We start from the raw sequence: 26,275 nt of genomic DNA, 5'->3' as shown, positions 1-26,275 counted from the left end.
ACTTAAATCCCGCGCCTGGCCTGCCCGCCACCACCTCACGCAGCACCACATTGTTACAGCACCAATCTGCTACAGAGCCGGAGACACTTGATGAGCCACGATCTGACAACGACAGCGGGAAAGATCGCCGATTTCCGCGACCGCCAGGCCCGTGCAGAACAACCCTCCGGCCCCGAGGCCATCGAGAAGCAGCACGCCCGCGGCAAGAACACCGCCCGCGAGCGCGTGGACCTGCTGCTGGACGAGGGCTCGTTTGTGGAACTTGACGCGCTGGCCGTGCACCGCTCCACTGCGTTCGGGATGGAAAAGAAGAAGCCGCTCGGCGACGGGCTTGTCTCCGGCTACGGCACAGTGGACGGGCGTCCCGTTGCCGTCTACAGCCAGGACTTCTCGGTCTACGGCGGATCGTTGAGCCAGGTCAACGGCGAGAAGATCGTCAAGGTCCAGGAATTCGCCCTGCGCAACGGCTGCCCGGTAGTCGGAATCCTCGACGGCGGCGGCGCCCGCATCCAGGAAGGGGTGGCGTCACTGGCCATGTTTGCCGACATCTTCCGCAATAACGTCCACGCGTCCGGTGTGGTGCCGCAGATTTCGCTCATCATGGGCCCGTCCGCCGGCGGCGCGGCATACTCCCCCGCCCTCACGGACTACGTGGTGATGGTGGACAAGACCTCGCACATGTTCATCACGGGACCGGACGTCATCAAGACCGTCACCGGCGAAGACGTGGACATGGAAACCCTCGGCGGCGCCCGCCAGCACAATGCCAACACGGGCACGTCCACGTACCTGGCCTCCGACGAAGCCGATGCCATCGAGTTCGTCCGCGAACTGCTGGACTTCCTGCCGTCCAACAACCTCGCCGAGGCCCCGGTGCTGGAGCACCAGCAGGAGTTGGAGATCAACGACGACGACCTCGCCCTGGACACGCTCGTCCCTGACTCTGCCAACCAGCCGTACGACATGCGAACCGTCATCGAACAGATCGTTGACGACGCCCATTTCCTGGAGATGCAGTCCCTCTATGCCCCCAACGTCATCATCGGCTACGGCCGGGTGGAGGGCCACACCGTGGGCATCGTGGCCAACCAGCCGCTGCAGTTCGCCGGCACGCTGGACATCGCAGCCTCGGAGAAGGCCGCCCGCTTTGTCCGGAACTGCGATGCCTTCAACGTCCCCATCATCACCCTGGTGGATGTCCCCGGCTTCCTGCCCGGCAAGGACCAGGAGTTCCAGGGCATCATCCGCCGCGGCGCCAAGCTGCTGTACGCCTACGCCGAAGCCACCGTCCCCAAGCTGACGGTCATCACCCGCAAGGCCTATGGCGGCGCGTACATCGTGATGGGCTCCAAGAAGCTCGGCGCGGACCTGAACCTGGCGTGGCCCACGGCGCAGATCGGCGTGATGGGTGCCCAGGGCGCCGTCAACATCCTGTACCGCCGCGACCTGGCCGCCGTTGCCGAGGCCGGCGGGGACGTCGAAGCCCGGCGCACCGAGGTCATTCGGCAGTACGAAGACGAGCTGCTGAACCCCTACCAGGCCGCCCAGCTTGGGTACGTGGACGCGGTCATCGCACCGTCCGACACCCGGGGCCAGATCATCAAGGGCCTCCGTGCCCTCCGTGACAAGCGGGCGAGCCTGCCCACCAAGAAGCACGGGAACATCCCGCTGTGATGTCGAAAGATCCGCTGGTCAGAGCCCCGTTGGTTGAGCCTGTCGAAACCAATGCGCCCGCCGATGCCCCCGTGCTTTCTGTAGTCAAAGGGCAACCGTCGGCCGAGGAGCTCGCAGCGCTGACCGCCGTCGTGCTTTCCCTGGGCAGCGCGGACGCCGTGGCCGCCGGAAAGCCCACTGCCCGCGACTGGTTACGCCGCCAGCAGCTGCGGCTCGCCCCGACGCCGGGACCCGGCGCGTGGAGGCGGAGCCGGGGTTAGGCTCGTGGGGTGACTACCGAAGCCGCCCCCGCCGCCCGACCGCACTCCGCCATCGATGCCGTGGCGGATGACTATACCGACACGCTCATCCGGCTGAACCCGTCGCTTGCCACCACGCTGGGGCTGCCGGGGCACGAGACCGAGTACCCGGATTACTCCCCCGCCGGCATCGCGGGTTTTGCAGCAGAGGCCCGCAAGGCCCTTGCCGCCCTGGAGGGCTTGGCGCCCCAGGACGATGTTGATGCCGTCACCCTGGACGCCATGCGGGAACGGCTCGGCCTCCAGCTGGAAATCCACGAGTCCGGCTGGGACGAGGCGGAGCTGAACAACATCGCTTCCCCTGCACAGGACATCCGGGCCGTTTTCGACCTGATGCCCACCGAAACCGCTGAGCACTGGGAGCACATCGCCGGCCGCGCCCTGAACGTCCCCGGGGCTCTCCGCGGCTACATGGAATCCCTGCGCCAGGCCCGGGACGCGGGCAGGGTCGCGGCCGGGCGCCAGGTGTCCATCGTCATCGAGCAGACCACCAAATACGCCGCCGACCACGGCTTCTTCGCCAAGCTCGCCGCCGGGGCCCGGACTGTCGACGGTCCCCTCCCCGGCGAAACGCAGGAAAGGCTCGACGCCGGTGCTGCCGCTGCGCACGGTGCCTACCGGGAGCTCGCGGAGTTCCTCCGCACGGAACTGTTGCCTGCCGCCCCGCAGCAGGACGCCGTCGGACGGGAACGCTACGCATTGGCCTCGCGCTCCTTCCTGGGCGCCGCCGTCGACCTCGAAGAGACCTATGCCTGGGGAGTCCAGGAACTGGACCGGCTCATCGCCGAGCAGGAAAAAGTCGCGTCCGCCATCAAGCCAGGGGCCAGCATCGCGGAGGCCAAGAACGTCCTCAACAATGACCCGGCACGCCAACTCAAGGGCACGGAGGCCCTCAAAGCGTGGATGCAGGAACTCTCGGACAAGGCAGTTGCCGAGCTTGCCGGCGTGCACTTCGAGATCCCGGACGTGATGAAGAAGCTCGAATGCCTCATCGCCCCGACCAACGAGGGAGGCATTTACTACACCGGCCCCTCTGATGACTTCTCACGCCCGGGCCGGATGTGGTGGTCAGTTCCTGACGGCGAAGACACCTTCACCACCTGGGCCGAAACCACCACGGTCTTCCATGAAGGCGTCCCCGGCCACCACCTGCAGGTGGCCACCGCCACCTACCGGCGGGAACTGCTGAACAAGTGGCGGCGGAACATCTGCTGGACGTCCGGCCACGGCGAAGGTTGGGCCCTGTACGCCGAAAAGCTGATGCAGGAACTCGGCTACCTGGCCGATCCCGGCGATCACATGGGCATGCTGGACATGCAGCGGATGCGGGCGGCCCGCGTGGTGTTCGACATCGGCGTCCACCTGGAACTCGAGATCCCCGAACGCTGGGGCACCGGAACGTGGACCCCGGAAGCGGGCTACGACTTCCTCAAGGAAAACCTGCCCATCAGCGAAGGCCAGCTCAAATTCGAATTCACCCGCTACCTCGGCTGGCCCGGCCAGGCACCCTCCTACAAAGTGGGACAGCGCCTCTGGGAACAGATCCGCGCCGACCTCGAAACCCGGCCAGGCTTCGACCTCAAGGCGTTCCACACGCGGGCGCTGAACATCGGATCGGTCGGCCTCGATACCCTCCGCCGGGCGCTGCTGGATTAGCCAGGTCCGGGGTGACGTTTGGCACAATGACGGCGGGAATAACTTCACAATTGCCTTGTATGACGCCGGATTCGCGGGGATTCCTGGGCCTCGATGGCAACGTGGCGGCGTAACATTTCTCAACATCTGTTCGCCGTGATAGAAAACCCGGGCCTAGCGTGTTCTGGTGAGCACTCAAACCCGCACCCCCGAATCCGCAGGAAAGACCGGCTTCCAGCTGCCCAAGTGGGCTGGCTCGTTCGGTTTCCAGATCATCGCCGCCCTTATTGTCGGGCTGGGCCTCGGCCTGCTGGCCAAGTACACGGGCAGCACCAAGGAGTCCCCCAACGGTCTCGGCGCCACGCTGCAGACCATCGGCTCCAGCTACGTTTCACTGCTGCAGACTGCGGTGGTTCCGCTGATCTTCACCGCCGTGGTGAGCTCCATCTCGAACCTGCGCCAAGTCTCCAACGCCGCCAAGCTGGCCTGGAACACTCTGCTGTGGTTCGCCATCACGTCCCTGATCGCCGTCGTGATCGGCATCGGCCTCGGCGTGCTCCTGCAGCCCGGCGCCAACACCGGCATCACCCAGGAGGCCAAGTACGCCGGCAAGTCCGGTGACTGGTGGTCCTTCCTGATCGGGCTGTTCCCCAAGAACTTTCTTGGCCTCGGTGCCAGCTCCACCGTGACTGAAAGCGCCACCGCGGCCACCACAGTCAGCACCTCCATCAGCTTCAACGTGCTCCAGATCCTGGTCATTGCCATCGCCGTCGGCGTCGCCGCCCTCAAGGTAGGCAAAGCTGCCGAGCCGTTCCTGACCCTCAACGCTTCGGCACTGGCCGTCATCCAGAAGGTCCTCTGGTGGATCATCCGCATCGCCCCGCTCGGCACCGTCGGCCTGATCGGCAACGCCGCGGCCGTCTACGGCTGGGACACCATCGGCGCGCTCGGCAAGTTCACCTTCGCCATCTACGTGGGCCTTGCCCTGGTGCTGTTTGTGGTTTACCCGTCCCTCATCCGTTCCCATGGCCTGTCCGTGAAGCAGTACTTCTCCGGCGTCTGGCCTGCCGTGCAGCTGGCGTTTGTGTCCCGCTCCTCAATCGGAACCCTGCCGCTGACCCAGCGCGTCACGGAGCGCAGCCTGGGTGTTCCCCGCGCCTACGCTTCCTTCGCCGTGCCCTTGGGCGCCACCACCAAGATGGACGGCTGCGCCGCGATCTACCCCGCGATCTCCGCCATCTTCGTGGCCCAGTTCTTCGGCGTCCAGCTGGACGCCAGGCACTACCTGCTCATCGCCCTCGTCTCGGTCCTCGGTTCCGCCGCAACGGCCGGCACCACCGGCGCCGTCGTAATGCTCACCCTGACGCTCTCCACGCTGGGACTGCCCCTGGCCGGCGTCGGGCTCCTGCTGGCGATCGATCCCATCCTGGACATGGGCCGCACCGCGGTCAACGTTGCAGGCCAGGCCCTGGTGCCCACCATTGTGGCCAAGCGCCAGGGCATCCTTGACGAGGCGCTCTACAACGCGCCCCGGAACGGCACTCCGTTTGTGGACGACGCCGACTCATCCGCCGCGGATCCCTCCGCCATCACCGGGGCTACCGACTCTCCGGAAGCCGGACGCGAGCTGGCCGACGCCAAGGCCTGACGCACCGCCGCAGCCACACCCCGCAACACCCCACCCCCGAGTTTTTGTCCAGATAATGCGCCCAGGAAACGCTTAAAGGGGCATTATCTGGACAAAAACTCTTCCGGGCGGGGTGTCCTTTTGCTAGCGGCCGCCACCCCCGATGACTCCGTTCTGGACAGCCTTGGTCACGGCGTCCGCCTCGGCCTGGGTCAGCTTGCCGTCAGTGACTGCTGCGTCCAGGCGCGTCTTCAGAGCCGCGGCGCGATCCGCCTGTTCGGCACTCCGCAGCTCTTCAAGCGCCGCTGTGACCTTTGCCTCGTCGATGCCCAGCGTCGCCGCGAGGGACTTCGCCAGTTCAGCCTGCTTCGCGGCCGGGTCCGGCCGGGTTCCTTCAGTGTTTGTTCCGTCGGCCGGCGGGGTGGTGGGCTTGTTGGCGTCACGGTAGGCCTTCAAGGCCTCCGTCACCTTGGCTTCATCCACGCCCAGCTTGGCGGCCAGTTCCGCCGCGTCAACGCCGCGGAAGCCGCGGTGGCCGTGACCGCCCCGCATGCCCTTGCCGTCGGCGGGCGCGGCGCTGGTGCTGCCGTCCGTGGAGGCGCTTGAGCTGGCGCTGGGGGTGGGCGTCGGCGTCGTGGTTGCGGACGCCATGCCGGCGACGCCGATCCCGGCGCCAAGGGCCAGCGCGGTGGCCGTGAGGCCAAGGGCAATTCTCTTTGTGCGTAGCATTCTTGTCTCCTGGATCTGCCGTCCGGTGACGGCTGGTGAAGGTGTCCCAGACGGGACTCTTCCAGTCTTCGGCGGCAGGTTCAGCCTCAGCTGTCGGGAACCTTTCATCTTCCTGTGAATCAACTTGCGCGGCGTGCAAACTTGCACGTAGTGTAATTTCATGCCCGAACTTCTCTCGCGCCGTGAGCTGAACAAAGCCGCCACCCGCCAGGCCATCACCGATGCCGCTTTGACTCTGCTGCGCGCGAAGGGCCCCGGGAATTTCACGGTGGAAGACATCGCCGAATCCGCCGGGATATCGCGCCGCACGTTCTTCAACTACTTCAGCAGCATCGAAGCCGCCCTGGCTTCGGTGACGCACGGGTTCCTGGACAGCGCCCTTCAGCAGTTCCGGCTACGCCCCGCGAACGAGCCCGTTCTCGAGTCCGCCCGCGCGGCACTGATGCAACTCGCTGACCCAATGACCGTGGCACCGCTGGCTGAGCTCTTCACACTCACCCAGGAAAACGCGGTCCTGTCCCGGTCCGAACTCGAAGCGTGGGACCACTGCACCGAGGAGATCATCAGCGCCGCCAGGGAGCGCTTCGCCGGAACCCCGGGCGCCGTCGTCGACGAACTGTACCTGCGCGCCCTCGCAGGCTCCGTCATCTCCTGCGGGAAGGCGGCCATGGACGTTTGGTTCGTCCAGTGCGGCGCCGATCTCTCCCCCGCTTCCCTCGCTGTCCTCCGGCAACTGCTCATTGACGCCATGGGCCACCTCGGCTCCGGCTTCGGCAGCCCCGTTCCGGCGGCCAGCCCCTCCGCGACGTCCACAACCGCCACCACCCACCTCAACAAAGAACGGCTCTGACATGGCCCTGCTGCTCTACCGCCTCGGCAAATTCTCCTACCGCCACCGCTGGCTGGTCATTTCGCTCTGGCTCGCGGCGCTGGTGGCCGTCGGCGGCTCAGCAGCCGCCTTCCACGGCACGCTGTCCAACAACTTCCAGATTCCGGGCACTGAGACACAGCGGATCGCGGACAAGCTGAAGCAGGAACTGCCGGCAGCGTCGGGCGGCTCTGCCACAATCGTCTTTGAAGCCCCGGAAGGCGGCTTTACCGACGGCAGCCGCGCAGCAGTCACGGCTGCCCTCACCAAGCTTGGTGAACTGCCTGACGTCAAGGCCACGGTGGATCCCTTCGCCACGCAGGCCCAGCTGGACCAGGCCGGGCAGGCCATCGCCGACGGCGAGCAGCAGCTTGCCGCGGGCAAGGCCCGCCTGGATGCCTCACGCGACGAACTCGACGCCGGCACCGCGCAGCTGAGCGCCGCGGAGCAGCAGTTCGCCGCCAGCGGCGCCACCCCAGCCATGATCGAAGCCCGGCTTGGAGCACAGAAGGCCGCCCTCGCACAGGGCAAGGCGCAGCTCGAAGCCGGCACCCAGGAATGGCAGGCCGCCAAAGCCAAGCTGGACCTGGGCAAGCGGCAGGCGGAAGCTTCCGCCGGGATCCGCTTTGTCTCAACGGACGGTCAGGCAGCTGTGGCACAGGTGCAGTTCAACACCTCCATCAATGCCCTGACACCGGCGGTGCGCCAGCAGGTGCAGGACATCGCGCATGAGACGTCCTCCGCTGGGGTGACGGCACTGGCCAGCAAGGAAATCACCGAAGACATTTCAGAACTCTTCGGCACCGCAGAAATCATCGGCATCGGGGTCGCGGCCCTGGTCCTGATCCTGATGCTCGGCACGCTCATCGCCGCGGGCCTGCCACTACTGATGGCCGTCATCGGCGTTGGCGTCGGCGTGGGCATCACGTTCGCCCTCTCCGGCGCCTTCGAGATGAGTTCCATCTCGCCCATGCTCGCGCTGATGCTGGGCCTCGCGGTGGGCATCGACTACTCCCTGTTCATCGTCAACCGGCACCGGACCCAGCTGCAGGCGGGTATGGATCCCGAAGAATCCGTGGCGCGCGCCACCGGAACCTCGGGCAACGCGGTACTTTTTGCCGGCCTGACGGTCATCATCGCCCTGGCTGCCCTGGTGGTGCCCGGGCTGCCGTTCCTGAGCGTGATGGGACTGGCCGCGGCCGGCACCGTCGCGGTGGCCGTCCTTGTGGCGCTCACCCTGACCCCGGCCCTGCTGTCCCTGATCGGACGGCGCATCATTTCCCGGCGGGCCTGGGCCAAGGCCGATGCCCACAACGCCGAGGCCGGCCATGAGGTTGCGGACCAGGCCAAGGATGAGGAAAAGAGCACCCGGGGCTGGGGCGGCATGGTCACCAGGCACCCCGTCGTGGCGCTCGTCGCCGGCGTGCTCCTGCTGGGAACGCTAGCCCTGCCCGCCGCGCAGCTCCAGTTGGCACTGCCCGACGGCGGCTCCGAACCGGTGGACTCCGAGGCCTACCAGGCCTATGACGTCACCGCACGGAGCTTCGGCGAAGGCGTCACCGGCCCCATTGTGGTGGTGGGTGAATTCCCGGCCGGCCTGGACAAAACCCGGGCCCAGGAACTGCAGTATGACGTCGCGGACCTGATCCGTGGCGTGGACAACGTGGTGGCAACAGTGCCAGTGGCACTGAGTGAAGACCGCCGCACCGCCGTATTCCAGGTCATCCCGGAAGAGGGGCCCGCCAAGGCCGGCACGGTGCAGGTGGTGAGCGAACTCCGCGAACGCGGCACCCAGATCCAGGCCGAAACGGGGGTCACCATCGGCCTGACCGGGCAGACCGCCGGCAACATCGACGTCTCCACAAAACTCGGTGACGCCCTGCCGCCGTACCTGGCGATCGTCGTCGGGCTTTCCGTCATCCTGCTGCTGCTGGTATTCCGCTCCATTGTGGTTCCCCTCCTGGCAACCGGCGGTTTCCTGCTGTCCCTGGCCGCAGCGTTCGGCCTGGTGGTGGCCGTCTACCAGTGGGGCTGGCTGGGTGGAGTGTTCGACGTCGCCAATCCCGGCGCGGTCCTGAGCTTCCTCCCGATCATCCTGATCGGTGTGCTGTTCGGCCTGGCGATGGACTACCAGGTGTTCATCGCGTCGGGCATGCGCGAGGCCTACATGCATGGCGCCCCGGCCAAAAAGGCAGTTCGCATCGGCTTCAGCCATGCCGGCACCGTGGTGACCGCCGCTGCGATCATCATGGTCAGCGTGTTCGCCGGTTTCATCTTCAGCCACCTGACCATGGTCCGGCCGTTGGGCTTCGCCATGGCGTTCGGTGTGCTGCTGGATGCTTTTGTGGTCCGCATGACCATCGTCCCGGCCGTAATGTACCTCCTCGGCGAAAAGACCTGGTGGCTGCCGAAGTGGCTGGACCGGATCCTGCCGGATGTGGACGTGGAGGGCGCCCGCCTGGAAGGCCGCGAAATCGAGCCGCAGAAGCGGGCCGAGCCCGTCCATTAGGCTGAAACAGTGACCCGCCTCATCCTCGCCTCCCAGTCCCCCGCCCGCACCAAGCTCCTGGCCGACGCCGGCATCCGGCACTCCGTGCTGGTCTCCGACGTGGACGAGGACGCAGTCCAGGCCCGCTATGGCGTCACGGATCCGCACGATACCGCGCTGCTGCTGGCCCGCGCCAAGGCCGAGGCGGTGGCCGCGTTGCCGGAAGCGGAGGGCGCGCTGGTCATCGGCTGCGACTCCGTCTTCGAATTCGACGGCGAGGCGCACGGCAAACCGTACACGGCCGCCGTCGCCCGCGAACGGATGCTGCGGATGAGCGGCAACAGCGGGGTCCTGCACACCGGCCACTGGCTGGTGGACTGCCGCGCGACGGCAGCCGATGACGAGCCCGACGAGATAGGCACCGACGCAGCGGCCGACGGCGGCATCACAGCACCGGGATCCGGCGCCACACTTGGGGCGGTCGCCTCCGCCGAGGTCCACTTCACGGACATGGATCCGGAAGAGATCGACGCGTACATCGCCACGGGCGAACCGCTTCACTGCGCCGGCTCCTTCACCATCGACGGCCTGGGCGGGGCGTTCATCCGGAAGGTGGACGGGGACCCGCACGCCGTCGTCGGGCTGTCAGTCTCCACGCTGCGCAGTCTCCTCGGGCACGCAAACGTACGCATCACGGACCTGTGGTCCGCCGAATAATTGCGGCGATTTTCCGGCCAGTTGTAGGTTCCCTACAAAGCCGCGCCCGTTTACACGCGGAAACCGCAAGTAATATCGGCGGAACCCACAAAATCGCGCTAGGCTCCCTGAAGGAAAGAAGGAGACGCCTTGTCAGCAAATTTGGAGCAGTCCGCTAGTCCCGCGCAGTCGAACCTCACCAAGGTGCTGATCGCAAACCGGGGCGAAATCGCAGTGCGCATCATCCGCGCGGCACGCGACGAAGGCATTGCCTCCGTGGCGGTCTACGCCGATCCGGACCGCGACGCGCTCCATGTCAGGCTTGCCGACGAAGCCTACTCCCTGGGTGGCAACACCGCCGCGGAGTCCTACTTGGTGATGGACAAGATCATTGACGTGGCCCGCCAGTCCGGTGCCGACGGCATCCATCCCGGTTACGGCTTCCTCGCCGAAAACGCCGAGTTCGCCGCCAAGGTCATCGACGCCGGCATCACCTGGATCGGCCCTTCCCCTGCCGCGATTTCCGCTTTGGGCGACAAGGTGCAGGCCCGGCACATCGCCGAAAGGGTCGGCGCGCCCCAGGTTCCCGGCACCGCTGATCCTGTGGAGTCCGCCGAGGAAATCCTCGAGTTCGTAGACAAGTTCGGCCTGCCCGTGGCCATCAAGGCAGCCTTCGGCGGCGGCGGACGCGGTATCAAGGTGGCCCGCAACCGCGAAGAAATCCCGGAGCTCTTCGAGTCTGCCGTGCGTGAGGCCGTGGCGGCCTTTGGCCGCGGCGAGTGCTTCATCGAACGCTTCCTGGACGCCCCGCGCCACGTCGAAACGCAGTGCCTCGCGGACGCCCATGGCAACGTTGTGGTCATCTCCACGCGTGACTGCTCGCTGCAGCGCCGCAACCAGAAGCTCGTTGAAGAAGCGCCTGCCCCGTTCCTCACGGAAGAACAGAACCGCCGCCTCTACGAATCGTCCAAGGCGATCCTGAAGGAAGCCGGCTACCAGGGCGCCGGAACCTGCGAGTTCCTGGTGGGCCAGGACGGCACCATCTCATTCCTCGAGGTCAACACCCGCCTGCAGGTGGAGCACTGCGTCTCTGAGGAAGTCACAGGCATCGACCTCGTCCGCGAACAGTTCCGGCTGGCGCGCGGCGAGGAGCTCGGCTACGGCGACCCCGAGGTCCGCGGCCACTCCTTCGAATTCCGCATCACCGGCGAGGATCCCGGCCGCAACTTCATGCCTGCCCCCGGCACCATCACCACCCTGAAGAACCCCACCGGCCCCGGCATCCGGATCGATTCCGGCGTGGAGGAGGGCGATGTCATCAGCGGCAATTTCGACTCGATGCTCTCCAAGCTGATCGTCACAGGCGCCACCCGCGCCCAGGCCCTACAGCGTTCGCGACGCGCTTTGGAGGAAATGGTGGTGGGAGGAATCCCCACCGTTATCCCCTTCGACCTCGCCGTGGTATCGGACCCCGCTTTTGCGCCCGAGGAAGGGCCCTTCAGCATCCACACCCGCTGGATTGAAACCGAATTCGTCAACAACATTCCTGCCTGGACGCCGGACGGAACCGCTGACGCCGGCGGCCACGCCGGTGAACGCCAGCGCGTGGTGGTTGAGGTAGGCGGCAAGCGCCTAGAGGTTGTCCTGCCCGCCTCCCTGGGTTCGATCGGGGCGGGTTCCGCCGCCGGTTCCGGAGCCAAATCCGGCAAGTCCAAGAAGCGCCTCCGTTCAGGCGGTGCGGCCTCGGCCGCCGCCGGGGACGCACTGACCTCCCCGATGCAGGGCACCATCGTTAAGGTTGCCGTGGCCAACGGCGACGTTGTGGCCGAGGGTGACCTGGTGGTGGTTCTTGAAGCGATGAAGATGGAACAGCCCCTGACCGCGCACCGTTCCGGCACCATCACCGGACTCAGCGCAGCGGCCGGTGAGACGGTGTCGGCCGGCGCCGTCATCGCCACGATCGAAGACTAGACCCTGCCGGAGGCACCCTATGCTTGCACCCAGTTTTGAAGAAGAAGTAGACCGCTACCACCTGGCGGTTCCGGAAATCACCCGTGGGAATCCCGGTGCCGTCAAGGACCTGTACTCCAGGCTCGACGACGTCACGCTGGCCAACCCGTTCGGCGGCATCGCGCGCGGTTGGGCCCAAGTGGAGGCCCGGCTGGACCAGGCGTCCCGCCAGTTCCAGGACGGCGAGATGCTCGGATTCGACACCATCACGTCCTACACCGCACGTGATACGGCCTTCCTGGTGGAAACGGAACACTTCCGTGCCCGCCTGGGGAGCGCCGCAGCGCCAGAGGAATTCGCGCTCCGTGTGACCAGCATCTTCCGGCGCGAAGAAGGCTACTGGAAGCTGGTCCACCGCCATGCAGACCCGGCCGCGCAGCCGCAGTCCCGGCGATCGTTCGTGCAGCCTGCCGGCCACTGACATCCCCCCGGCGGCGGGGCTGCTCTCCGGCCCGAGTGGCACGCCGGCGCCGCACAGTGCTCTGGAGCCGGGGGTGGTCTGGCGCTGGGCTGGGGCCAAAGGCACACTTAGCGTGTGAAGCCTTTCCTGCTCCTGGCCTCCCGGGCCGAAGACGCCGCCGCTGACGACGAGTATGCCGCGTACCTGAGGTATGGCGAGCTGGCGCCGGAGCATCTCCGGCGTGTCCGGCTTGAAGCCGCTCCACTGCCGGAACTGGATCTGGCCGAATACTCCGGCGTGATTGTGGGGGGCAGTCCCTTCACCTCCAGCGACCCCGCAGAGAAGAAAAGCGACACCCAGCACCGGGTGGAGCGTGAGCTTGCCGGGCTGCTGGACCGGATCGTGGAACAGGACTTTCCCTTCCTGGGCGCCTGCTACGGGGTTGGGACACTGGGAAGGCACCAGGGCGCCCTTATCGACAGGACCTTCGGCGAACAGTTGGGCGGGGTGGAAATCGAGCTGACGCAGGCAGGGCTCGCGGATCCGCTCCTGCGCGGGATGCCGCGCCGCTTCACCGCCTTCACCGGACACAAGGAGGCCTGTTCATCGCTGCCCTCCCACGCCGTGCTGCTGGCATCCTCCCGGTCGTGCCCCGTCCACATGTTCCGGATCAAGCAGAACCTGTACGCCACGCAGTTCCACCCTGAGCTGGACGCGGAGGGCCTGGTCACCAGGATCGACATCTACCGGCACGCCGGCTACTTCCCGCCGGAATCCGCCGAGGAACTGATGGCAGCCGCCCGTACCTTCACCGTCACCGCGCCCATGACCATTCTGAAGAACTTCGTGGCCCGCTACGCCGGCTGAGCTCCGCACTGGTAGGAGGGCGCCGCCGTCGTGCGTTCCTCCCCCCGCTAGACCCGGCCGGACACAGCAATGCCCGGCATGTTCCCCGCAATAACGGGGAACATGCCGGGCAGTTCCGTCAGCAACCGGGCTGGAACGCCCGACGGCGGCGCGTCAGGCTACGTTGTTCTCGTAGTCCAGGTCGCGGGTTTCCTTGGACACGAACAGCGCGATCAGCGTCAGCACCGACATCGCGGTCAGGTAGACACCGACCAGGACAGGGCTGCCGTCAGCCAGCTCCCACAGCGCGACGGCGATGAACGGGGCCACCGCAGCACCCAGGATGCTGGACACGTTGTAACTGACGGCGGAGCCCGTGTAGCGCACGTTGGTGGGGAACAGTTCGGGCAGCAGCGCACCCATGGGGCCGAACGTGAGGCCCATCAGCGAGAAGCCGATGATCAGCAGGGCCATGGTGCCCACAAAGCCGCCGCTGAACAGCGGAACGAACAAAAGGCCGAAGACAAAAATGCCACCTGTGACGGTCAGCAGCATCTTGCGGCGACCGTACTTCTCCGCCAGCGGCCCTGAAACCAGGGTGAAGATGCCGAAGAAGACGACGCCGGCAATCAGCATCCAGAGGAAGTCGTTGCGGTTGAAGCCCAGGCCGGGAACAAACGCTGCCGCGGCGGCCTCGGACATTGGTTTGCCGGCCTTCTCTGCGGCAGCCTTGGCAGCACCCAGGTTGGAGGCGCGGGTTCCGTAAGTCAGCGTGAACGTGGTCATCAGGTAGAAGAGCACGTACGTGGCGAGCATGATGAACGTGCCCAGGATGAGCGGACGGCCACTGGACTTGAAGACCCGGGCCAGCGGCAACTTGGCCACCTCGTTGGATTCGAGCACCTTGGTAAAGGCAGGGGTTTCGATCAGTTTCAGGCGGACGTACAGGCCGATGATCACCATGACGGCGCTGAGCAGGAACGGCACGCGCCAGCCCCAGGCCAGGAAGTCGGCCGGCGTCAGCGTGTAGCTGGCCACCAGGAAGATCACGTTCGCGATGATGAAGCCGATGGGTGCGCCGAGCTGCGGGAACGTGCCGTAGATGGCGCGCTTGTTGGCGGGGGCGTTTTCGGTGGCCAGCAGGGCAGCGCCGCTCCATTCGCCGCCGAGGGCGAGGCCCTGGGCGAAGCGCATGACAACGAGCAGCGCCGGAGCCCAGAATTGCCAGCCCGGGACCAGCGCAGTGGGCAGACAGCCGATCAGGAAGGTGGCAATGCCCATGGTCAGCAGCGAGGCCACCAGGGTGCCCTTGCGGCCGAACTTGTCGCCGAAGTGGCCAAAGACGATGGATCCCAGGGGGCGGGCAACGAAGGCCACGCCGAAGACAGCGAAGGAGCTGAGCAGCTGGGTGGTCTCGTTCTGGTTGGGGAAGAACAGGGACGGGAAGACCAGCACGGCGGCGGTCGCGTAGACGTAGAAATCGTAGAACTCAACGGTGGTGCCGATCAGGCTGGCCACAATCACGCGGCCGCGTGAGTTCACCGCCTTGGGGGATCCTGGCTCCACGGTGGTGTGTATGGATGACATAGGAACTCTTTCCTGAGAACCGGCCGGACCTTGTGAGACCCGGCGCGCAGTAGTTAGAGTCCGATAGTAGTTCCAGCCGTCCATTCAATGGACAAAAGGTCCGCCATGTGGACTTGTGGCCCATGTCTCATCCTTCGGCCGTTAACGCTCCTCACGCCGCCGGCCGGCTGCCGATAGGCAAATGTCACAGCACGTTAACAAACCGCGACTGTCCGCGAAACGCGCCTTCTCTACCGTGGAAGAACAACATCCCCCATGAGGAGGTCCACCGTGACTGTTGACCGCAGCGCAAATGCCGGCCCCGGCAATTCCGTAGATATAGACACCGACCCGCTGCACGGAGGCGTGTCCTCATCCGCCGGCACGCAGCCCTCCACGGGTACAACAGATGCCCCCGCCCTTGACTTCCGTCCCGGCCGCTGGATCGCCAACTGGAACGCCGAGAACAAAGAGCAGTGGGAGTCCGGCGGCCGGGCCATCGCCCGCCGCAACCTGAACTGGTCCATCTTCGCCGAGTTCCTAGGATTTGTGGTCTGGCAGCTCTGGTCCATCGTGGTGGTCCAGCTTCCGGCAGCCGGCTTCACGTTCACCACCTCGGAAATCTTCTGGCTGATCTCGATGCCCAGCCTGGTAGGCGCCACGCTCCGGATTCCCTACACCTTTATGGTTCCCCGCTTCGGCGGCCGGAACTGGACCATCGTGTCCGCGCTCCTCCTCCTGATTCCCTCAATCGGCCTGGGACTCTGCGTCTCCAACCCGGAAACCCCGTTCGGCGTCATGCTCTTCGTGGCAGCTCTGGCAGGCTTCGGCGGCGGCAACTTCGCCAGCTCCATGGCCAACATCACGTTCTTCTACCCGGCACGCGAGAAGGGCTGGGCCCTGGGCCTGAACGCCGCCGGCGGCAACATGGGTGCGGCCGTTGCACAGCTCGCCGTTCCAATTGTGATCACTTTGGTGGCCGTCGGCAGCGTCAACCTGCCCATGGCCGGCTGGATGTGGATCCCCTTCATCCTCATCGCCGCCTTCGGTGCCTGGAAGTACATGGACAACCTCACCAGCGCCAAGGGTGACGTGGCCGGTTCGGTCGCAGCACTGAAGGAACCGCACCTGTGGATCATGGCGCTGCTGTACATCGGCACCTTCGGTTCGTTCATCGGCTTCGCCGGTGTGTTCCCCAAGCTCATCAAGGACTACTTCCCGGCGTTCTCCTCCATCGGAGTCGGCACCGTGGCACTATCGCTGGCGTTCCTCGGCCCGCTGGTCGGTTCACTCGCCCGCCCCTACGGTGGACGCATGGCTGACCGCATGGGCGGGGCACGGATGACCGTGGCAGCGTTCGCCAGCATGGCCGTCATCACCCTGGCCATGATCTGGACCCTGCCGCTGAAGAACTTCTGGCTCTTCCTGGTCCTGTTCCTGATGCTCTTCACCGCCAGCGGCTTCGGCAACGGCGCAACCTACCGGATGATCCCCATCATCTTCGCCACGTCCAGCCGGGCGGCGAAGTCCGGCGCCAGCACCGTGCAAACCCAGCGGCTCGCGTCCTCGGCCCTCGGACTGATCTCGGCCATCGGCGCCTACGGCGGCTTCGTGATCCCGCAGGTACTGAACGCCTCCAACACCGCCAGCGGTTCCTACACCCCGGCCTTCTACGGATTCGTCGGAGCCTACGTAGTCATGCTGGCGGTCTGCTGGTTCTTCTACATCCGCAACGCCAACCGAAACGCGATGGGACACGTCTAACATGACCAAAAGCGCCGACACGCACTGCCCTTACTGCGCCCTGCAGTGCGCCATGACGCTCACGTCACCAGCGGGACTGACCCCGGCTTCCGAGCCGGGGTCAGTCCCCGTGCCGGCTGAATCCGCAGCGCTGGCCGCTGCGGACGCCACCCTCAAAGCCCCGCTCCTCGAAGTGAGCGGGCGCGACTTCCCCACCAACCGGGGCGGCCTGTGCCGCAAGGGCTGGACCTCAGCCACGCTCCTGAACCACCCCGGACGGGTCACCGAACCGCTCCTCAAGGGCGCCGACGGCGTCCACCGCCCCATCGGCTGGGACCAGGCCCTGGCGCTGGTGACCGCCGCAGTGAAGGACACGCAGGCACGCTACGGTAAGGACGCCGTCGGGGTTTTCGGTGGCGGTGGCCTCACCAACGAGAAGGCCTACATGCTGGGCAAGTTCGCCCGCCTGGCCCTGGGCACCTCACGCATCGATTACAACGGCCGCTTCTGCATGTCCTCCGCCGCGGCCGCCGGGATGCGCGCGTTCGGCCTGGACCGCGGCCTCCCGTTCCCGCTGGCCGACCTGGACGCCGCCAGCACCATCATGATGCTCGGCTCCAACGTGGCCGAAACCATGCCGCCGTTTGTGCAGCACCTCCAGGGCGCCCGCGACGCCGGCGGGCTGATCGTGGTGGATCCCCGCCGTTCAGCCACGGCAAAGTTCACGGCCGACGGCGGCGGTCTCCACCTCCAGCCCCTGCCGGGCACCGACCTCACCCTCCTGCTGGGCCTCTCGCACGTGATCATCCACGAGGGCCTGGCAAACGAAGACTTCATCGCGGCACGCACCACCGGCTACGTGGCCGTGGTCCGCAGCGTCAACTCGTTCTGGCCCGAACGCGTCCAGTCCCTCACCGGCGTCCCGGCGGAGCTCATACGGGAAACGGCCCGCAGGCTCGCCGACGGCGCGGGCAAGGGCGGCAGCTACATCCTTACCGGACGCGGCGTGGAACAGCACGTGGACGGCACGGACACCGCCACCGCGGCGATCAACCTCAGCCTTCTCCTGGGGCTGCCCGGCTCACGCCGCAGCGGCTACGGCACCCTCACCGGACAGGGCAACGGCCAGGGCGGCCGCGAGCACGGCCAGAAGGCCGACCAGCTCCCCGGCTACCGCAAGATCACCGACCCCGCCGCCCGCGCCCACATGGCCGGCGTTTGGGGCGTCCCGGAGGAAACCATTCCCGGGCCCGGACTGCCCGCCGTCCAGTTGCTGAAGTCGCTGGGACAGCCCGACGGCGTCCGGTGCCTTTTTGTGCACGCCTCCAACATCGCGGTGGCCTCCCCCGACGCGAACGCCGTCATCGCCGGGCTCCGCAGCCTGGACTTCCTGGTGGTCTGCGACTTCTTTATGTCCGAGACCGCCGCCGAGGCCGACCTTATCCTCCCGGTCCTGCAGTGGGCCGAAGAGGAAGGCACGCTCACCAACCTGGAGGGACGCGTCCTGCGCCGACGCCGGGCCCTGCAGCCGCCAGCTGGCGCACGCAGCGAACTGTGGATCATGGCCCGGCTGGCCGAAGCGCTCGAGGCCCCGTCCACGTACAGCGAAGATCCGGAAACAGTTTTTGAGGAACTGCGGTTGGCCTCGGCCGGCGGGCACGCCGATTACTCCGGCATTGACTACGCCATGCTGGACCGCGGCGAGGCCGCCTACTGGCCCTACCCTGTGGGCAGCACCGGTACGCCCCGGCTGTTCCTTGATGCGTTTGCCCACGCCGGCGGAAAGGCGGTCATGACCCCGGTGACGCCCCGCCGCCGTCGTACGCCGGCCGCGCCCCCCGTTGGGGACCCCACAGCCCCGGCCGCGAAAACCATGACCCTGATCACCGGCCGCCTCCTGGAGCACTACCAGTCCGGGACGCAGACCCGGCGGGTGTCCGAGCTGCTGGCCGCGCAGCCCGAGGCGAAAATGCAGATCCACCCCGCAGCCGCGGCCGCCATGGGCATCACCGAGGGTGCCTTTGTCTCGGTGGCCAATGAACGCGGGGAGGTGTTCTGCCGTGCGGAACTCAGCACCGCGATCCGTCCCGAGACGGTCTTCCTGCCGTTCCATTTTCCGGAGCTTGAAAGCGCCAACCGCCTCACCGAGGCGGCAACGGATCCCATTTCCGGGATGCCCGAATTCAAGTTCAACAAGGTGTGGGTCCGGGCGGTCGCAACCGGACAACAGAGCAGTGTTCTTCAGACATCGGAGGCCTCATGAGTGAGCAGATTGTCGTTGTTGGTTTCGGCCCCGTGGCTGCCCGCCTGATCGATGAACTGCTGCCCGCGGTCCGCGACGGGCACGTCAGCCTGACCGTGGTGGGTGAAGAGGCCGAAGCCGCGTACAACCGTGTGCTGGTGGCCGATCTGGGCGTCGGACGCACCACGGCCGATGCCCTGGCGCTCTCCGACGCGGCAGCCCTGGCCGCCGACGGCGTGGACGTCCGGCTTGGCGTGCGGGTCCGCCGCGTGGACCGCGCCCGCCAGCAGGTGATCCTCACCGACGGCACCTCCGCCCACTATGAGCGTCTGGTCTTCGCCACCGGTTCCCGGCCCGTCATCCCCAACCTGACCGGCATCAACCCGGACCCCGCATCCCCCGTCCTTCCGGCCGGAGTGACCGCGCTCCGGGACCTCCGGGACGCTTCGGTTCTGCGCGCAGGGGTCGACGGCGGCAAGCGTGTTGTGGTGCTGGGCGGCGGCGTCCTGGGCCTCGAGACAGCCCTCGCGGCGGCGGAAGAAGGCGCCACTGTCACGGTGGTACACAACGGGCCACACCCGCTGGGCCGCAACATCGACCGCGGCGGCGGAGCGGTCCTCGCGGCCAGCCTGCGCCGGTGCGGCGTCCGGATGGCCGGCAACGCCCGGTCCACCGGGGTGGAGCACAACGCGCCCGACGGCGGGTTCTCGGCGCTGCTGCTCAATGACGGTTCGGCGATCGACGGCGACCTCCTGGTCCTCTCCTGCGGTGTCCGCCCCAGGACCGAGCTCGCCGAAGGCTGCGGCCTGTCGGTTGGCGCTGGCATTTTGGTGGACCACCGGCTGCGGGCCCACCACGAGCCGCACATCTTCGCGATCGGCGACTGCGCCGAGGTCCGCTGCCCGGACCCCACCTGCGGCGAATGCCGCACAGCGAAGGGCCCGTCCGGCCTGGTGGGGCCCGGGTGGCGGCAGGCCGAATGGCTGGCCGAATACCTGACGCTGCTGGCCACCGGCACACAGGACGAGGCGGACGCGCTCCAAGAGCTGCCGCAGGAACAGGCCGGTGTGATTGTGCTCAAGGCCCGTGGCATGAACATGGCTGTGGCCGGCGACAACGGTGCCGAGCCGTGGGATGAAGAGGCGCTCACCACGGGCGCCGTGAACGGCCGGCCGCGGCGGCAGATCGCCCAGTGGGCCGATCCGGAACACGGCCGCTACGTGAAGATGACCACCCGCGGCGGAGTGCTGGAAGGCCTGGTGGCCGTGGGCATGCCGCGGACCGCCGCCGAGCTCGTCGGGCTGTTCGAGCGCGGCGCGGAACTGCCGGCCGACAGGTCCCTGCTGCTGCGGCTGGACGGTCCGGACCAGCTGGCCGCGTCCGGTCCTGCCGATCCGGAAGGAACCGTATGCCGCTGCGCCGGTGTCAGCGGCGCCAAGATCCAGGGTGCCGTGGCGGATGGCTGCTCCACCGTAGCGGAGGTGTCCAAGGCAACCCGTGCCGGCACCGGCTGCGGCGGCTGCCACGAGGACATCAAGGGGCTCATCGAAAAACACTTCCAGGCGGCTCCCGCCGCCTGAGTCGTCCTGAAGCCGTGAAGCCCGGACATGTCCGCGTAACGCGAATCGGGGGCGACCGCGGGCGGCAGGTAGCATCGGGGCCATGAATGCCGACGAAGAAGACGACATCACCGAACAGCTGCTGGCCGACGCCAGAAAACTGACGGGGCTGAGCCTGGAATTGTTGGGTCTTGACCCGCACCCCGATGACATGACGCCGGAACAACGGCTGCAGTTCGACCCCGAAGACCTGGACGAAATGGCCGCGGCCTCGCCGGAAGACCGGAAAACAGCTGTGCGCCAGGTACTCGTGCTGGCAGGACTCCTGTGGAACTCGTCGGGCGTTCTCGTTGGCCAGCTCTTCCGCGATCTGGGAACCCTGACCGCCCTGGATGCGGTTACTCCGTCTGACGTCGCCGGTACCTCTGTGCTGTCCTCGCTGCCGCCTCGGTTCGCCGCCAGCTACGACGCCAACTTCACCCAAAAGTTCATCGTGGTGGCTTCCGATGTAACGGCATCGCTGGTCCGCGGCTGGACAGCCCCCGGATGCCTCGCAGCCGAACTCGCCGTCCGCTGCCTGCTTGATCAGGCGGAAATCACCGAGGACATCTATGAACTCGACCTCCCGGAAGACTGGCGGGCGCAGGTCGAGGAAGTCCTGTTAGAGGAGGCGGATAGTCCAGCTCTCTACTCGGACAGCCCCGATCTTCCGGAAATCGACGCCGGGAAGCTGGGTTTCGATGGCTGGTTCATCCCGTTTGCAGCCGGGTGCACGGTCCCGCCCTACGCCCTGGCTTAGGCGTCGAGGCCGGGATTCCGGGCGGTCTTCAGGCCGGGGCCTTGGGGATCATGATCCACAGCGCGATGTAGACCAGCTCGCCGATCCCCACCACGCCAAAGATCACAAAGCCGAGCCTGACCAGGAACTTCGGGACCCCAAATCGGGCTGACAGGGCGGCGCAGACGCCACCGATGATTTTTCCGCGGCGTGGCCGCTCCAGAGCTGTAGTCATGCGGCCACGCTACCCCAGATGCCGTTGGTTGAGCCTGGTTTCGACAGGCTCAACCAACGGCATCTGCTACATGTGGACGTGCAGGCGCCGCGCCGCTTCCGAGATGGACCCGCTCAACGATGGGTAGACCGTGAAGGTGTTGGCTACGTCGTCGACGTGGAGCTTCTGGGTCACCGCAAGGGAGATGGCGAAGATCAGCTCGGACGCGTTCGGCCCCACCACAACACCGCCAATCACGGTGCCGGAGCCCTTACGGGCGAAGATCTTAACGAAGCCGTCCTTGTGATTGCGCATTTTGGCGCGGGCATTGCTCTTGAGCGAGAGTTTGACGATGTCGCCCTGGTATTTGCCGGACTGGATCTCGGCCTCGGAGACCCCCACATTCGCGATCTCGGGTGAGGTGAAGATGTTGGACGCCACCTGGTGAAGCTTGAGCGGCATCACGCTGTCGCCCAGGAAATGCGCGATCGCAATCCGGCCCTGCATTGCGGCCACCGAGGCCAAAGCCAGCACGCCGGTGCAGTCGCCCGCGGCGTAGATGTTCGGCGCCGTGGTGCGGGAGACGCCGTCGACCTTTATATGGCCGCTCTCGGTGAGGGCCACGCCGGCCTCTTCAAGGCCGATGCCGGCGGTGTTCGGGATGGAACCCACGCATACCAGGCAGTGGCTGCCGGTGACTTTCGATCCGTCACCGAGAGTGACCACCACGCCGTCGTCGGTCCGCTCGACGGTTTCGGCACGGGCGCGGGACAGCACGCGCACACCGCGGCGCTCGAAGACTTCCTCCAGCACCTCCGCGGCGTCGGTGTCCGAGCCGGGCAGCACCCGGTCGCGGCTGGAGATCAGGGTGACTTTGGAGCCCAGGCCGTTGTAGGCGGAGGCAAACTCGGCACCGGTCACACCGGAGCCCACCACAATCAGTTCCTCGGGAAGCTCGTCAAGGTTGTAGATCTGCGCCCAGTTCAGGATGCGTTCCCCGTCCGGCCGCGCGGTGGGCAGCTCACGGGGGTGCGCGCCGACGGCCAGCAGAATGGTGTCAGCTTCCACGATTTCTGTACCGCGAGCGGTAAGGACTTCAATGGTGTGGTTGTCCAGGAGCTTGCCCGAACCGAGCAGAATGCGGACGTTTTGGTGCTCCAGCCCACTGGAGATGTCGGTGGACTGTTGGCGGGCAAGGCCGAGCAGGCGGTCGTTGATGTGTTTGAGGTCGGCGCGCATCGCCGGCACAAAGTCGCCGCCGTCGACGTCGAACTTCACTCCCAGCTCGCCCGCCTCACCGACGCGGGTCATCAGGTCCGCCGTCGCGATCAGGGTCTTGGAAGGCACAACGTCGGTCAGCACGGCCGAGCCGCCCATGCCCGCGCGTTCGATGATGGTGACCTGCGCTCCCAGCGAGGCAGCGACCATAGCGGCTTCGTATCCGCCGGGGCCACCTCCGAGGATTGCGATCCGGGGGGAGCTGAAATCAGGGTGCGTAGTCACAATCAACCATTGTCCCGCATCAGCGCGGGACCACCAATAAAAGAGTGGCCCGTCACGGTGCTCCAGGCCGCGGCCTGGAGCACCGCTGTTGCCACTGTGCGCAGCGGCAGCAGCACGATAACTTGTACCAGTGAGTAATACAGACTTCCAGAACACGGACCCTTTCGCCGCCGCGCGCTCCGCTGCTGACTACATCGCCCGGGAGACGGGGGTTGACAGCCACGACATCGCCCTCGTCCTGGGCTCAGGCTGGGCCGAAGCCGCCGACCTCATCGGCGAGACCACCGCCACCCTGACCGCTGACACCGTCCCGGGCTTCCATGCCCCGGCCGTGGAAGGACACGTGGGTACCATCCGCTCCGTCCTGACCAAAGAAGGCAAACGTGCGCTGGTCCTGGGCGCCCGCACCCACTACTACGAGGGCAAAGGCGTCCGCGCCGTGGTCCATGGCATCCGCACCGCCGCGGCAGCCGGCTGCAAAACCCTGGTCCTCACCAACGGCTGCGGAGGACTCAACGAAAACTGGACGCCGGGCACCCCGGTACTCATCAAAGATCACATCAACCTCACCGCCACCTCCCCGCTGGAAGGCGCAACGTTTGTTGACCTGACAGACCTGTACAGTTCACGCATCCGCGCCCTTGCCCGCGAAGTGGACCCCTTGCTGGAGGAAGGCGTCTATGCCCAGTTCAGCGGGCCGCATTACGAAACGCCGGCAGAGGTCCAGTACGCCAAGCGGATCGGTGCGGACCTGGTGGGCATGTCCACTGCCTTGGAAGCGATCGCCGGCCGTCACGCAGGCATGGAAGTGTTCGGGATTTCATTGGTCACCAACCTTGCTGCCGGCCTCAGCGCCATGCCGCTGAGCCACCAGGAAGTCATCGAGTCCGGCCAGGCCGCCGGACCGCGCATCTCCACACTGCTGGCTGGCATCGTCGCCAGGCTTTAGCGCAACGCGGGGTCACTTAGCGTCCATCCGAGGCCTTGCAACGGGCGCTAACTGACCCCGCGTTGCTTATGGGCTGGTCACAACCTGGCGCCCATAAGTTGGCTGACCGTGGCCTCCCGGGCCTCGGGAAAGCGGCGCTCGATGGACTGTGCGATCCCGGCAATGCTCTGCCGGGACAGCTCGGTCCGCCAGGTGACTTCGGCGTGGCGCATGGTCTGGGAGATGAGGCACGTGCGGGCGTAGTCAGCGTCCATACTCCCGCCCGGCGCGTCCTTGGTGATGCCTTCGCACCGGAAGGCATGGTCATTTCCTTCAATGGCGAGGACCACGTCAAGAACGGAAATCCGGGCCGGACGCCTGGCCAGCGAGAAGCCACCCCGAGGGCCGGACACCGAGGTCAGGATGCCGGCCCGCACCAGCGCCTGGAGCTGCTTGTTCAGGTACGCGGCGGGAAGCTTGTAGAACTCGGCCAGCCGTGCGCTGCTGACGGCCTCCCCCGGCGCGGTCCAGGACATATTGACGCAGCTATGCAGCCCCCACTCAACACCCTGCCCCAGTTTCATATTCGCGACGTTACTTGTCCAGAAAATTTACTGCAAGGATTTCGCTGGTTTCCGCTGTCACAGGCGGGTGTTCAGGCACAGTTCCTGAAGCAATGACGATAGCGTTGACCGCATGACGTCCTCCGATGCCGCTTCCTTGTTCAGCCAGGCCCGCGAATGGGCGGCCAAAGATCCGGATCCCGCCACGGCCGCAGAGCTCACCGAGCTGCTGCAACTCGCGGAGGAGGGCTCCCCCGCAGCGTCACAGGAGCTGGCCGACAGCTTCAACGGCACCCTTCAGTTCGGCACCGCAGGCCTCCGCGCCGCCCTGGGCGCCGGGCCGAACCGCATGAACCGTGTGGTGGTGCGCCGCGCCGCCGCCGGCCTCGCCGACTTCCTGGTTGATGCGGTGGCTGAGGCCGCCCCCGGGACCCGGCCACGCGCCGTCGTCGGCTATGACGCCCGCTACAACTCCGACATCTTCGCCGAGGAAACGGCGGCCATCTTTACGGCCGCCGGGATCGAAACGTTCCTGATGCCGTCCGCGCTGCCCACCCCGCTGCTCGCATTCGCCGTGCGGGCCCTCAATTGCGACGGCGGCGCGATGGTGACCGCCAGCCATAATCCCCCGCAGGACAACGGCTACAAAGTGTATCTGGGCCGTTGTGCCGTGGAGGGCAGCGGCCGCGGTGCGCAGATCGTGGCGCCCTACGACGCCCGGATCGCCGCGCGGATCGACGCCGTGGGCGCCCTGGAAACCATCACTCTTGCCGCCGGCGGCTGGACAGTACTGGACCCGTCGGTTGCTGCGGAATATGAACGCGCGACGGCGGCACTCGCCGATGCGGCCCGCTTCCCGTCCCGTGATCTGCGGATTGTCCTGACCCCCATGCACGGTGTGGGCGGCGAAACTGCCGTGGCGGTGCTGAATGCTGCCGGCTTTGCCGATGTCACTCTCGTGGCCGAACAGGCGGAGCCGGATCCCGACTTTCCCACGGTGAACTTTCCGAATCCGGAGGAACCAGGTGCTTTGGACCTGGCTCTGGCGACCGCGGCCCGCGTGGACGCCGATATTGTCCTGGCCAACGATCCGGATGCGGACCGCGCGGCAGTGGCGGCCAAGGATCCTGACACCGGCGCGTGGCGCATGCTCCGCGGCGACGAGGTGGGCGCGCTGCTGGGAGCACACATTGTAGCCCGGCTGGCGCCCGGCACTGACGAAGCGTCCAGCAGTACGGACGAAGCAGGCGATGGTGGAGGGGCCGGCGTCTTCGCCAATTCGATCGTGTCCTCGCGCCTGCTCTCCCGCATCGCCGCCGCGGCAGGATACGCGCATGCGGAAACGCTGACCGGGTTCAAGTGGATTTCCCGGGTGCCCGGGCTGGTCTACGGCTACGAGGAAGCCCTGGGCTACTGCGTTGCCCCTGAACTGGTCCGGGACAAGGACGGGATCTCTGCCGCTGTCCTCATCGCGGAACTGGCTGCCGCTGCCAAGGCGGACGGAAAAACCATCTTCGACACCCTGGATGAGTTCTACCTTCAGCACGGGCTGCACGCCAGCGACCAACTGAGCATCCGGGTGGCCGATGTGGGCCTGCTGGACGCCATGATGAACCGGCTCCGCGTGAGCCCGCCCGAGTCGTTCGGTTCGTCCGCTGTTGAATCCTTCGTGGACCTGGCCGACGGGAGCGAGCACTTGCCGCCCACTGATGGTTTGCTGTATCTGACCCGGGACCAGACCCGTGTGATCATCCGGCCCAGCGGCACCGAGCCAAAGCTCAAGTGCTACGTGGAAGTCATCCTCCCGGTTGAGTCAGCGGCCGAACTGCCCGAAGTCCGCCAGTTGGCCCGGACCGTTCTAGATAATGTGCTCGACGACGTCCGCGAAGCCCTCGGACTCTAGTGGG

The 26,275-nt window shown here is 66.5% G+C and carries 21 protein-coding genes; 16 read left to right on the top strand and 5 right to left on the bottom strand.

Annotated features, from left to right (window positions below; all coding sequences use genetic code 11):
* Positions 1-90 precede the first annotated feature (90 nt).
* The 4 genes from ACQCSV_RS07080 to ACQCSV_RS07065 all read left to right on the top strand — a co-directional run bounded on the left by ACQCSV_RS07080 (position 91) and on the right by ACQCSV_RS07065 (position 5,256).
* Positions 91-1,674 (top strand): acyl-CoA carboxylase subunit beta, encoded by a 1,584-nt coding sequence (locus tag ACQCSV_RS07080; protein WP_354153855.1) that lies wholly within the window; start codon positions 91-93, stop codon positions 1,672-1,674.
* Positions 1,674-1,934, top strand: a complete 261-nt coding sequence (locus ACQCSV_RS07075) for an acyl-CoA carboxylase subunit epsilon (protein WP_426939539.1) — start codon at positions 1,674-1,676, stop codon at positions 1,932-1,934. Before ACQCSV_RS07080 ends, ACQCSV_RS07075 begins: the two co-directional genes overlap by 1 nt.
* 9 nt (positions 1,935-1,943) lie before the next feature.
* On the top strand, positions 1,944-3,629 hold the full coding sequence (locus tag ACQCSV_RS07070) for a DUF885 domain-containing protein (protein WP_426939416.1): 1,686 nt from the start codon (positions 1,944-1,946) through the stop codon (positions 3,627-3,629).
* 166 nt (positions 3,630-3,795) lie between these two features.
* Positions 3,796-5,256 (top strand): dicarboxylate/amino acid:cation symporter, encoded by a 1,461-nt coding sequence (locus tag ACQCSV_RS07065; protein WP_426939415.1) that lies wholly within the window; start codon positions 3,796-3,798, stop codon positions 5,254-5,256.
* Positions 5,257-5,379: 123 nt separating this feature from the next.
* Here the strand turns inward: ACQCSV_RS07065 and ACQCSV_RS07060 are convergent, their stop codons facing one another.
* Positions 5,380-5,964, bottom strand: a complete 585-nt coding sequence (locus ACQCSV_RS07060; RefSeq protein ID WP_426939414.1) for a hypothetical protein — start codon at positions 5,962-5,964, stop codon at positions 5,380-5,382.
* A gap of 160 nt (positions 5,965-6,124) precedes the next feature.
* On the opposite strand from ACQCSV_RS07060, the gene ACQCSV_RS07055 reads away from it, so the two are divergent.
* The 6 genes from ACQCSV_RS07055 (at position 6,125) to ACQCSV_RS07030 (ending at position 13,293) form a co-directional block, all read left to right on the top strand.
* Positions 6,125-6,814 carry a TetR/AcrR family transcriptional regulator gene (locus ACQCSV_RS07055; protein WP_426939413.1) on the top strand — a complete coding sequence of 230 codons (690 nt, stop codon included), beginning with the start codon at positions 6,125-6,127 and terminating at the stop codon, positions 6,812-6,814.
* 1 nt (position 6,815) lies between these two features.
* Complete coding sequence (locus tag ACQCSV_RS07050) at positions 6,816-9,341, top strand: MMPL family transporter (RefSeq protein WP_426939412.1); 2,526 nt, start codon at positions 6,816-6,818, stop codon at positions 9,339-9,341.
* Between the two features lie 9 nt (positions 9,342-9,350).
* On the top strand, positions 9,351-10,037 hold the full coding sequence (locus ACQCSV_RS07045) for a nucleoside triphosphate pyrophosphatase (protein ID WP_354153861.1): 687 nt from the start codon (positions 9,351-9,353) through the stop codon (positions 10,035-10,037).
* 129 nt (positions 10,038-10,166) lie between these two features.
* Positions 10,167-11,987, top strand: coding sequence for an acetyl/propionyl/methylcrotonyl-CoA carboxylase subunit alpha (locus ACQCSV_RS07040; RefSeq protein ID WP_426939411.1), 1,821 nt, complete (start codon positions 10,167-10,169; stop codon positions 11,985-11,987).
* A 19-nt stretch (positions 11,988-12,006) separates the two neighbouring features.
* Positions 12,007-12,447, top strand: coding sequence for a YybH family protein (locus tag ACQCSV_RS07035; RefSeq protein ID WP_426939410.1), 441 nt, complete (start codon positions 12,007-12,009; stop codon positions 12,445-12,447).
* Between the two features lie 114 nt (positions 12,448-12,561).
* A complete protein-coding gene (locus ACQCSV_RS07030) occupies positions 12,562-13,293 on the top strand; it encodes a glutamine amidotransferase (RefSeq protein ID WP_426939409.1) in 732 nt (243 codons plus the stop codon).
* A gap of 153 nt (positions 13,294-13,446) precedes the next feature.
* On the opposite strand, the gene ACQCSV_RS07025 is transcribed toward ACQCSV_RS07030, so the two are convergent.
* Positions 13,447-14,859 (bottom strand): MFS transporter, encoded by a 1,413-nt coding sequence (locus ACQCSV_RS07025; RefSeq protein WP_426939408.1) that lies wholly within the window; start codon positions 14,857-14,859, stop codon positions 13,447-13,449.
* A 270-nt stretch (positions 14,860-15,129) separates the two neighbouring features.
* Between ACQCSV_RS07025 and ACQCSV_RS07020 the strand changes: the two genes are divergently transcribed.
* From ACQCSV_RS07020 to ACQCSV_RS07005, 4 genes are all read left to right on the top strand, one after another.
* Positions 15,130-16,602: an MFS transporter gene (locus tag ACQCSV_RS07020; protein ID WP_426939407.1), complete on the top strand. Its 1,473-nt coding sequence runs from the start codon at positions 15,130-15,132 to the stop codon at positions 16,600-16,602.
* Between the two features lies 1 nt (position 16,603).
* Positions 16,604-18,844, top strand: a complete 2,241-nt coding sequence (locus ACQCSV_RS07015) for a molybdopterin oxidoreductase family protein (RefSeq protein WP_426939406.1) — start codon at positions 16,604-16,606, stop codon at positions 18,842-18,844.
* Positions 18,841-20,403 (top strand): FAD-dependent oxidoreductase, encoded by a 1,563-nt coding sequence (locus ACQCSV_RS07010; protein WP_426939405.1) that lies wholly within the window; start codon positions 18,841-18,843, stop codon positions 20,401-20,403. The genes ACQCSV_RS07015 and ACQCSV_RS07010 overlap by 4 nt, the downstream gene beginning before the upstream one ends.
* A gap of 82 nt (positions 20,404-20,485) precedes the next feature.
* Positions 20,486-21,181, top strand: coding sequence for a hypothetical protein (locus tag ACQCSV_RS07005; RefSeq protein ID WP_426939404.1), 696 nt, complete (start codon positions 20,486-20,488; stop codon positions 21,179-21,181).
* A 28-nt stretch (positions 21,182-21,209) separates the two neighbouring features.
* Here ACQCSV_RS07005 and ACQCSV_RS07000 read toward each other — a convergent pair whose 3' ends face one another.
* Together ACQCSV_RS07000 and ACQCSV_RS06995 are read right to left on the bottom strand one after the other, a co-directional pair.
* Positions 21,210-21,395, bottom strand: a complete 186-nt coding sequence (locus ACQCSV_RS07000; protein WP_426939403.1) for a PspC domain-containing protein — start codon at positions 21,393-21,395, stop codon at positions 21,210-21,212.
* Between the two features lie 66 nt (positions 21,396-21,461).
* A complete protein-coding gene (locus ACQCSV_RS06995) occupies positions 21,462-22,943 on the bottom strand; it encodes an NAD(P)H-quinone dehydrogenase (protein ID WP_426939538.1) in 1,482 nt (493 codons plus the stop codon).
* A 64-nt stretch (positions 22,944-23,007) separates the two neighbouring features.
* Between ACQCSV_RS06995 and ACQCSV_RS06990 the strand changes: the two genes are divergently transcribed.
* Positions 23,008-23,826 (top strand): purine-nucleoside phosphorylase, encoded by an 819-nt coding sequence (locus tag ACQCSV_RS06990; RefSeq protein ID WP_426939402.1) that lies wholly within the window; start codon positions 23,008-23,010, stop codon positions 23,824-23,826.
* 77 nt (positions 23,827-23,903) lie between these two features.
* Here ACQCSV_RS06990 and ACQCSV_RS06985 read toward each other — a convergent pair whose 3' ends face one another.
* Positions 23,904-24,389, bottom strand: coding sequence for an Rrf2 family transcriptional regulator (locus tag ACQCSV_RS06985; RefSeq protein ID WP_354153876.1), 486 nt, complete (start codon positions 24,387-24,389; stop codon positions 23,904-23,906).
* Positions 24,390-24,501: 112 nt separating this feature from the next.
* Here ACQCSV_RS06985 and ACQCSV_RS06980 point away from each other — a divergent pair, with 112 nt between their 5' ends.
* The gene (locus ACQCSV_RS06980) at positions 24,502-26,271 is read left to right on the top strand and encodes a phospho-sugar mutase (RefSeq protein ID WP_426939401.1); all 1,770 of its coding nucleotides are present in this window, start codon (positions 24,502-24,504) and stop codon (positions 26,269-26,271) included.
* Positions 26,272-26,275 lie beyond the last annotated feature (4 nt).

This window comes from Pseudarthrobacter sp. S3 (assembly GCF_050156905.1).
Classification (GTDB): Bacteria; Actinomycetota; Actinomycetes; order Actinomycetales; family Micrococcaceae; genus Arthrobacter.
Note: the sequence above shows the minus strand (reverse complement) of the source record. Positions and strands in the feature narration are given on the sequence as shown.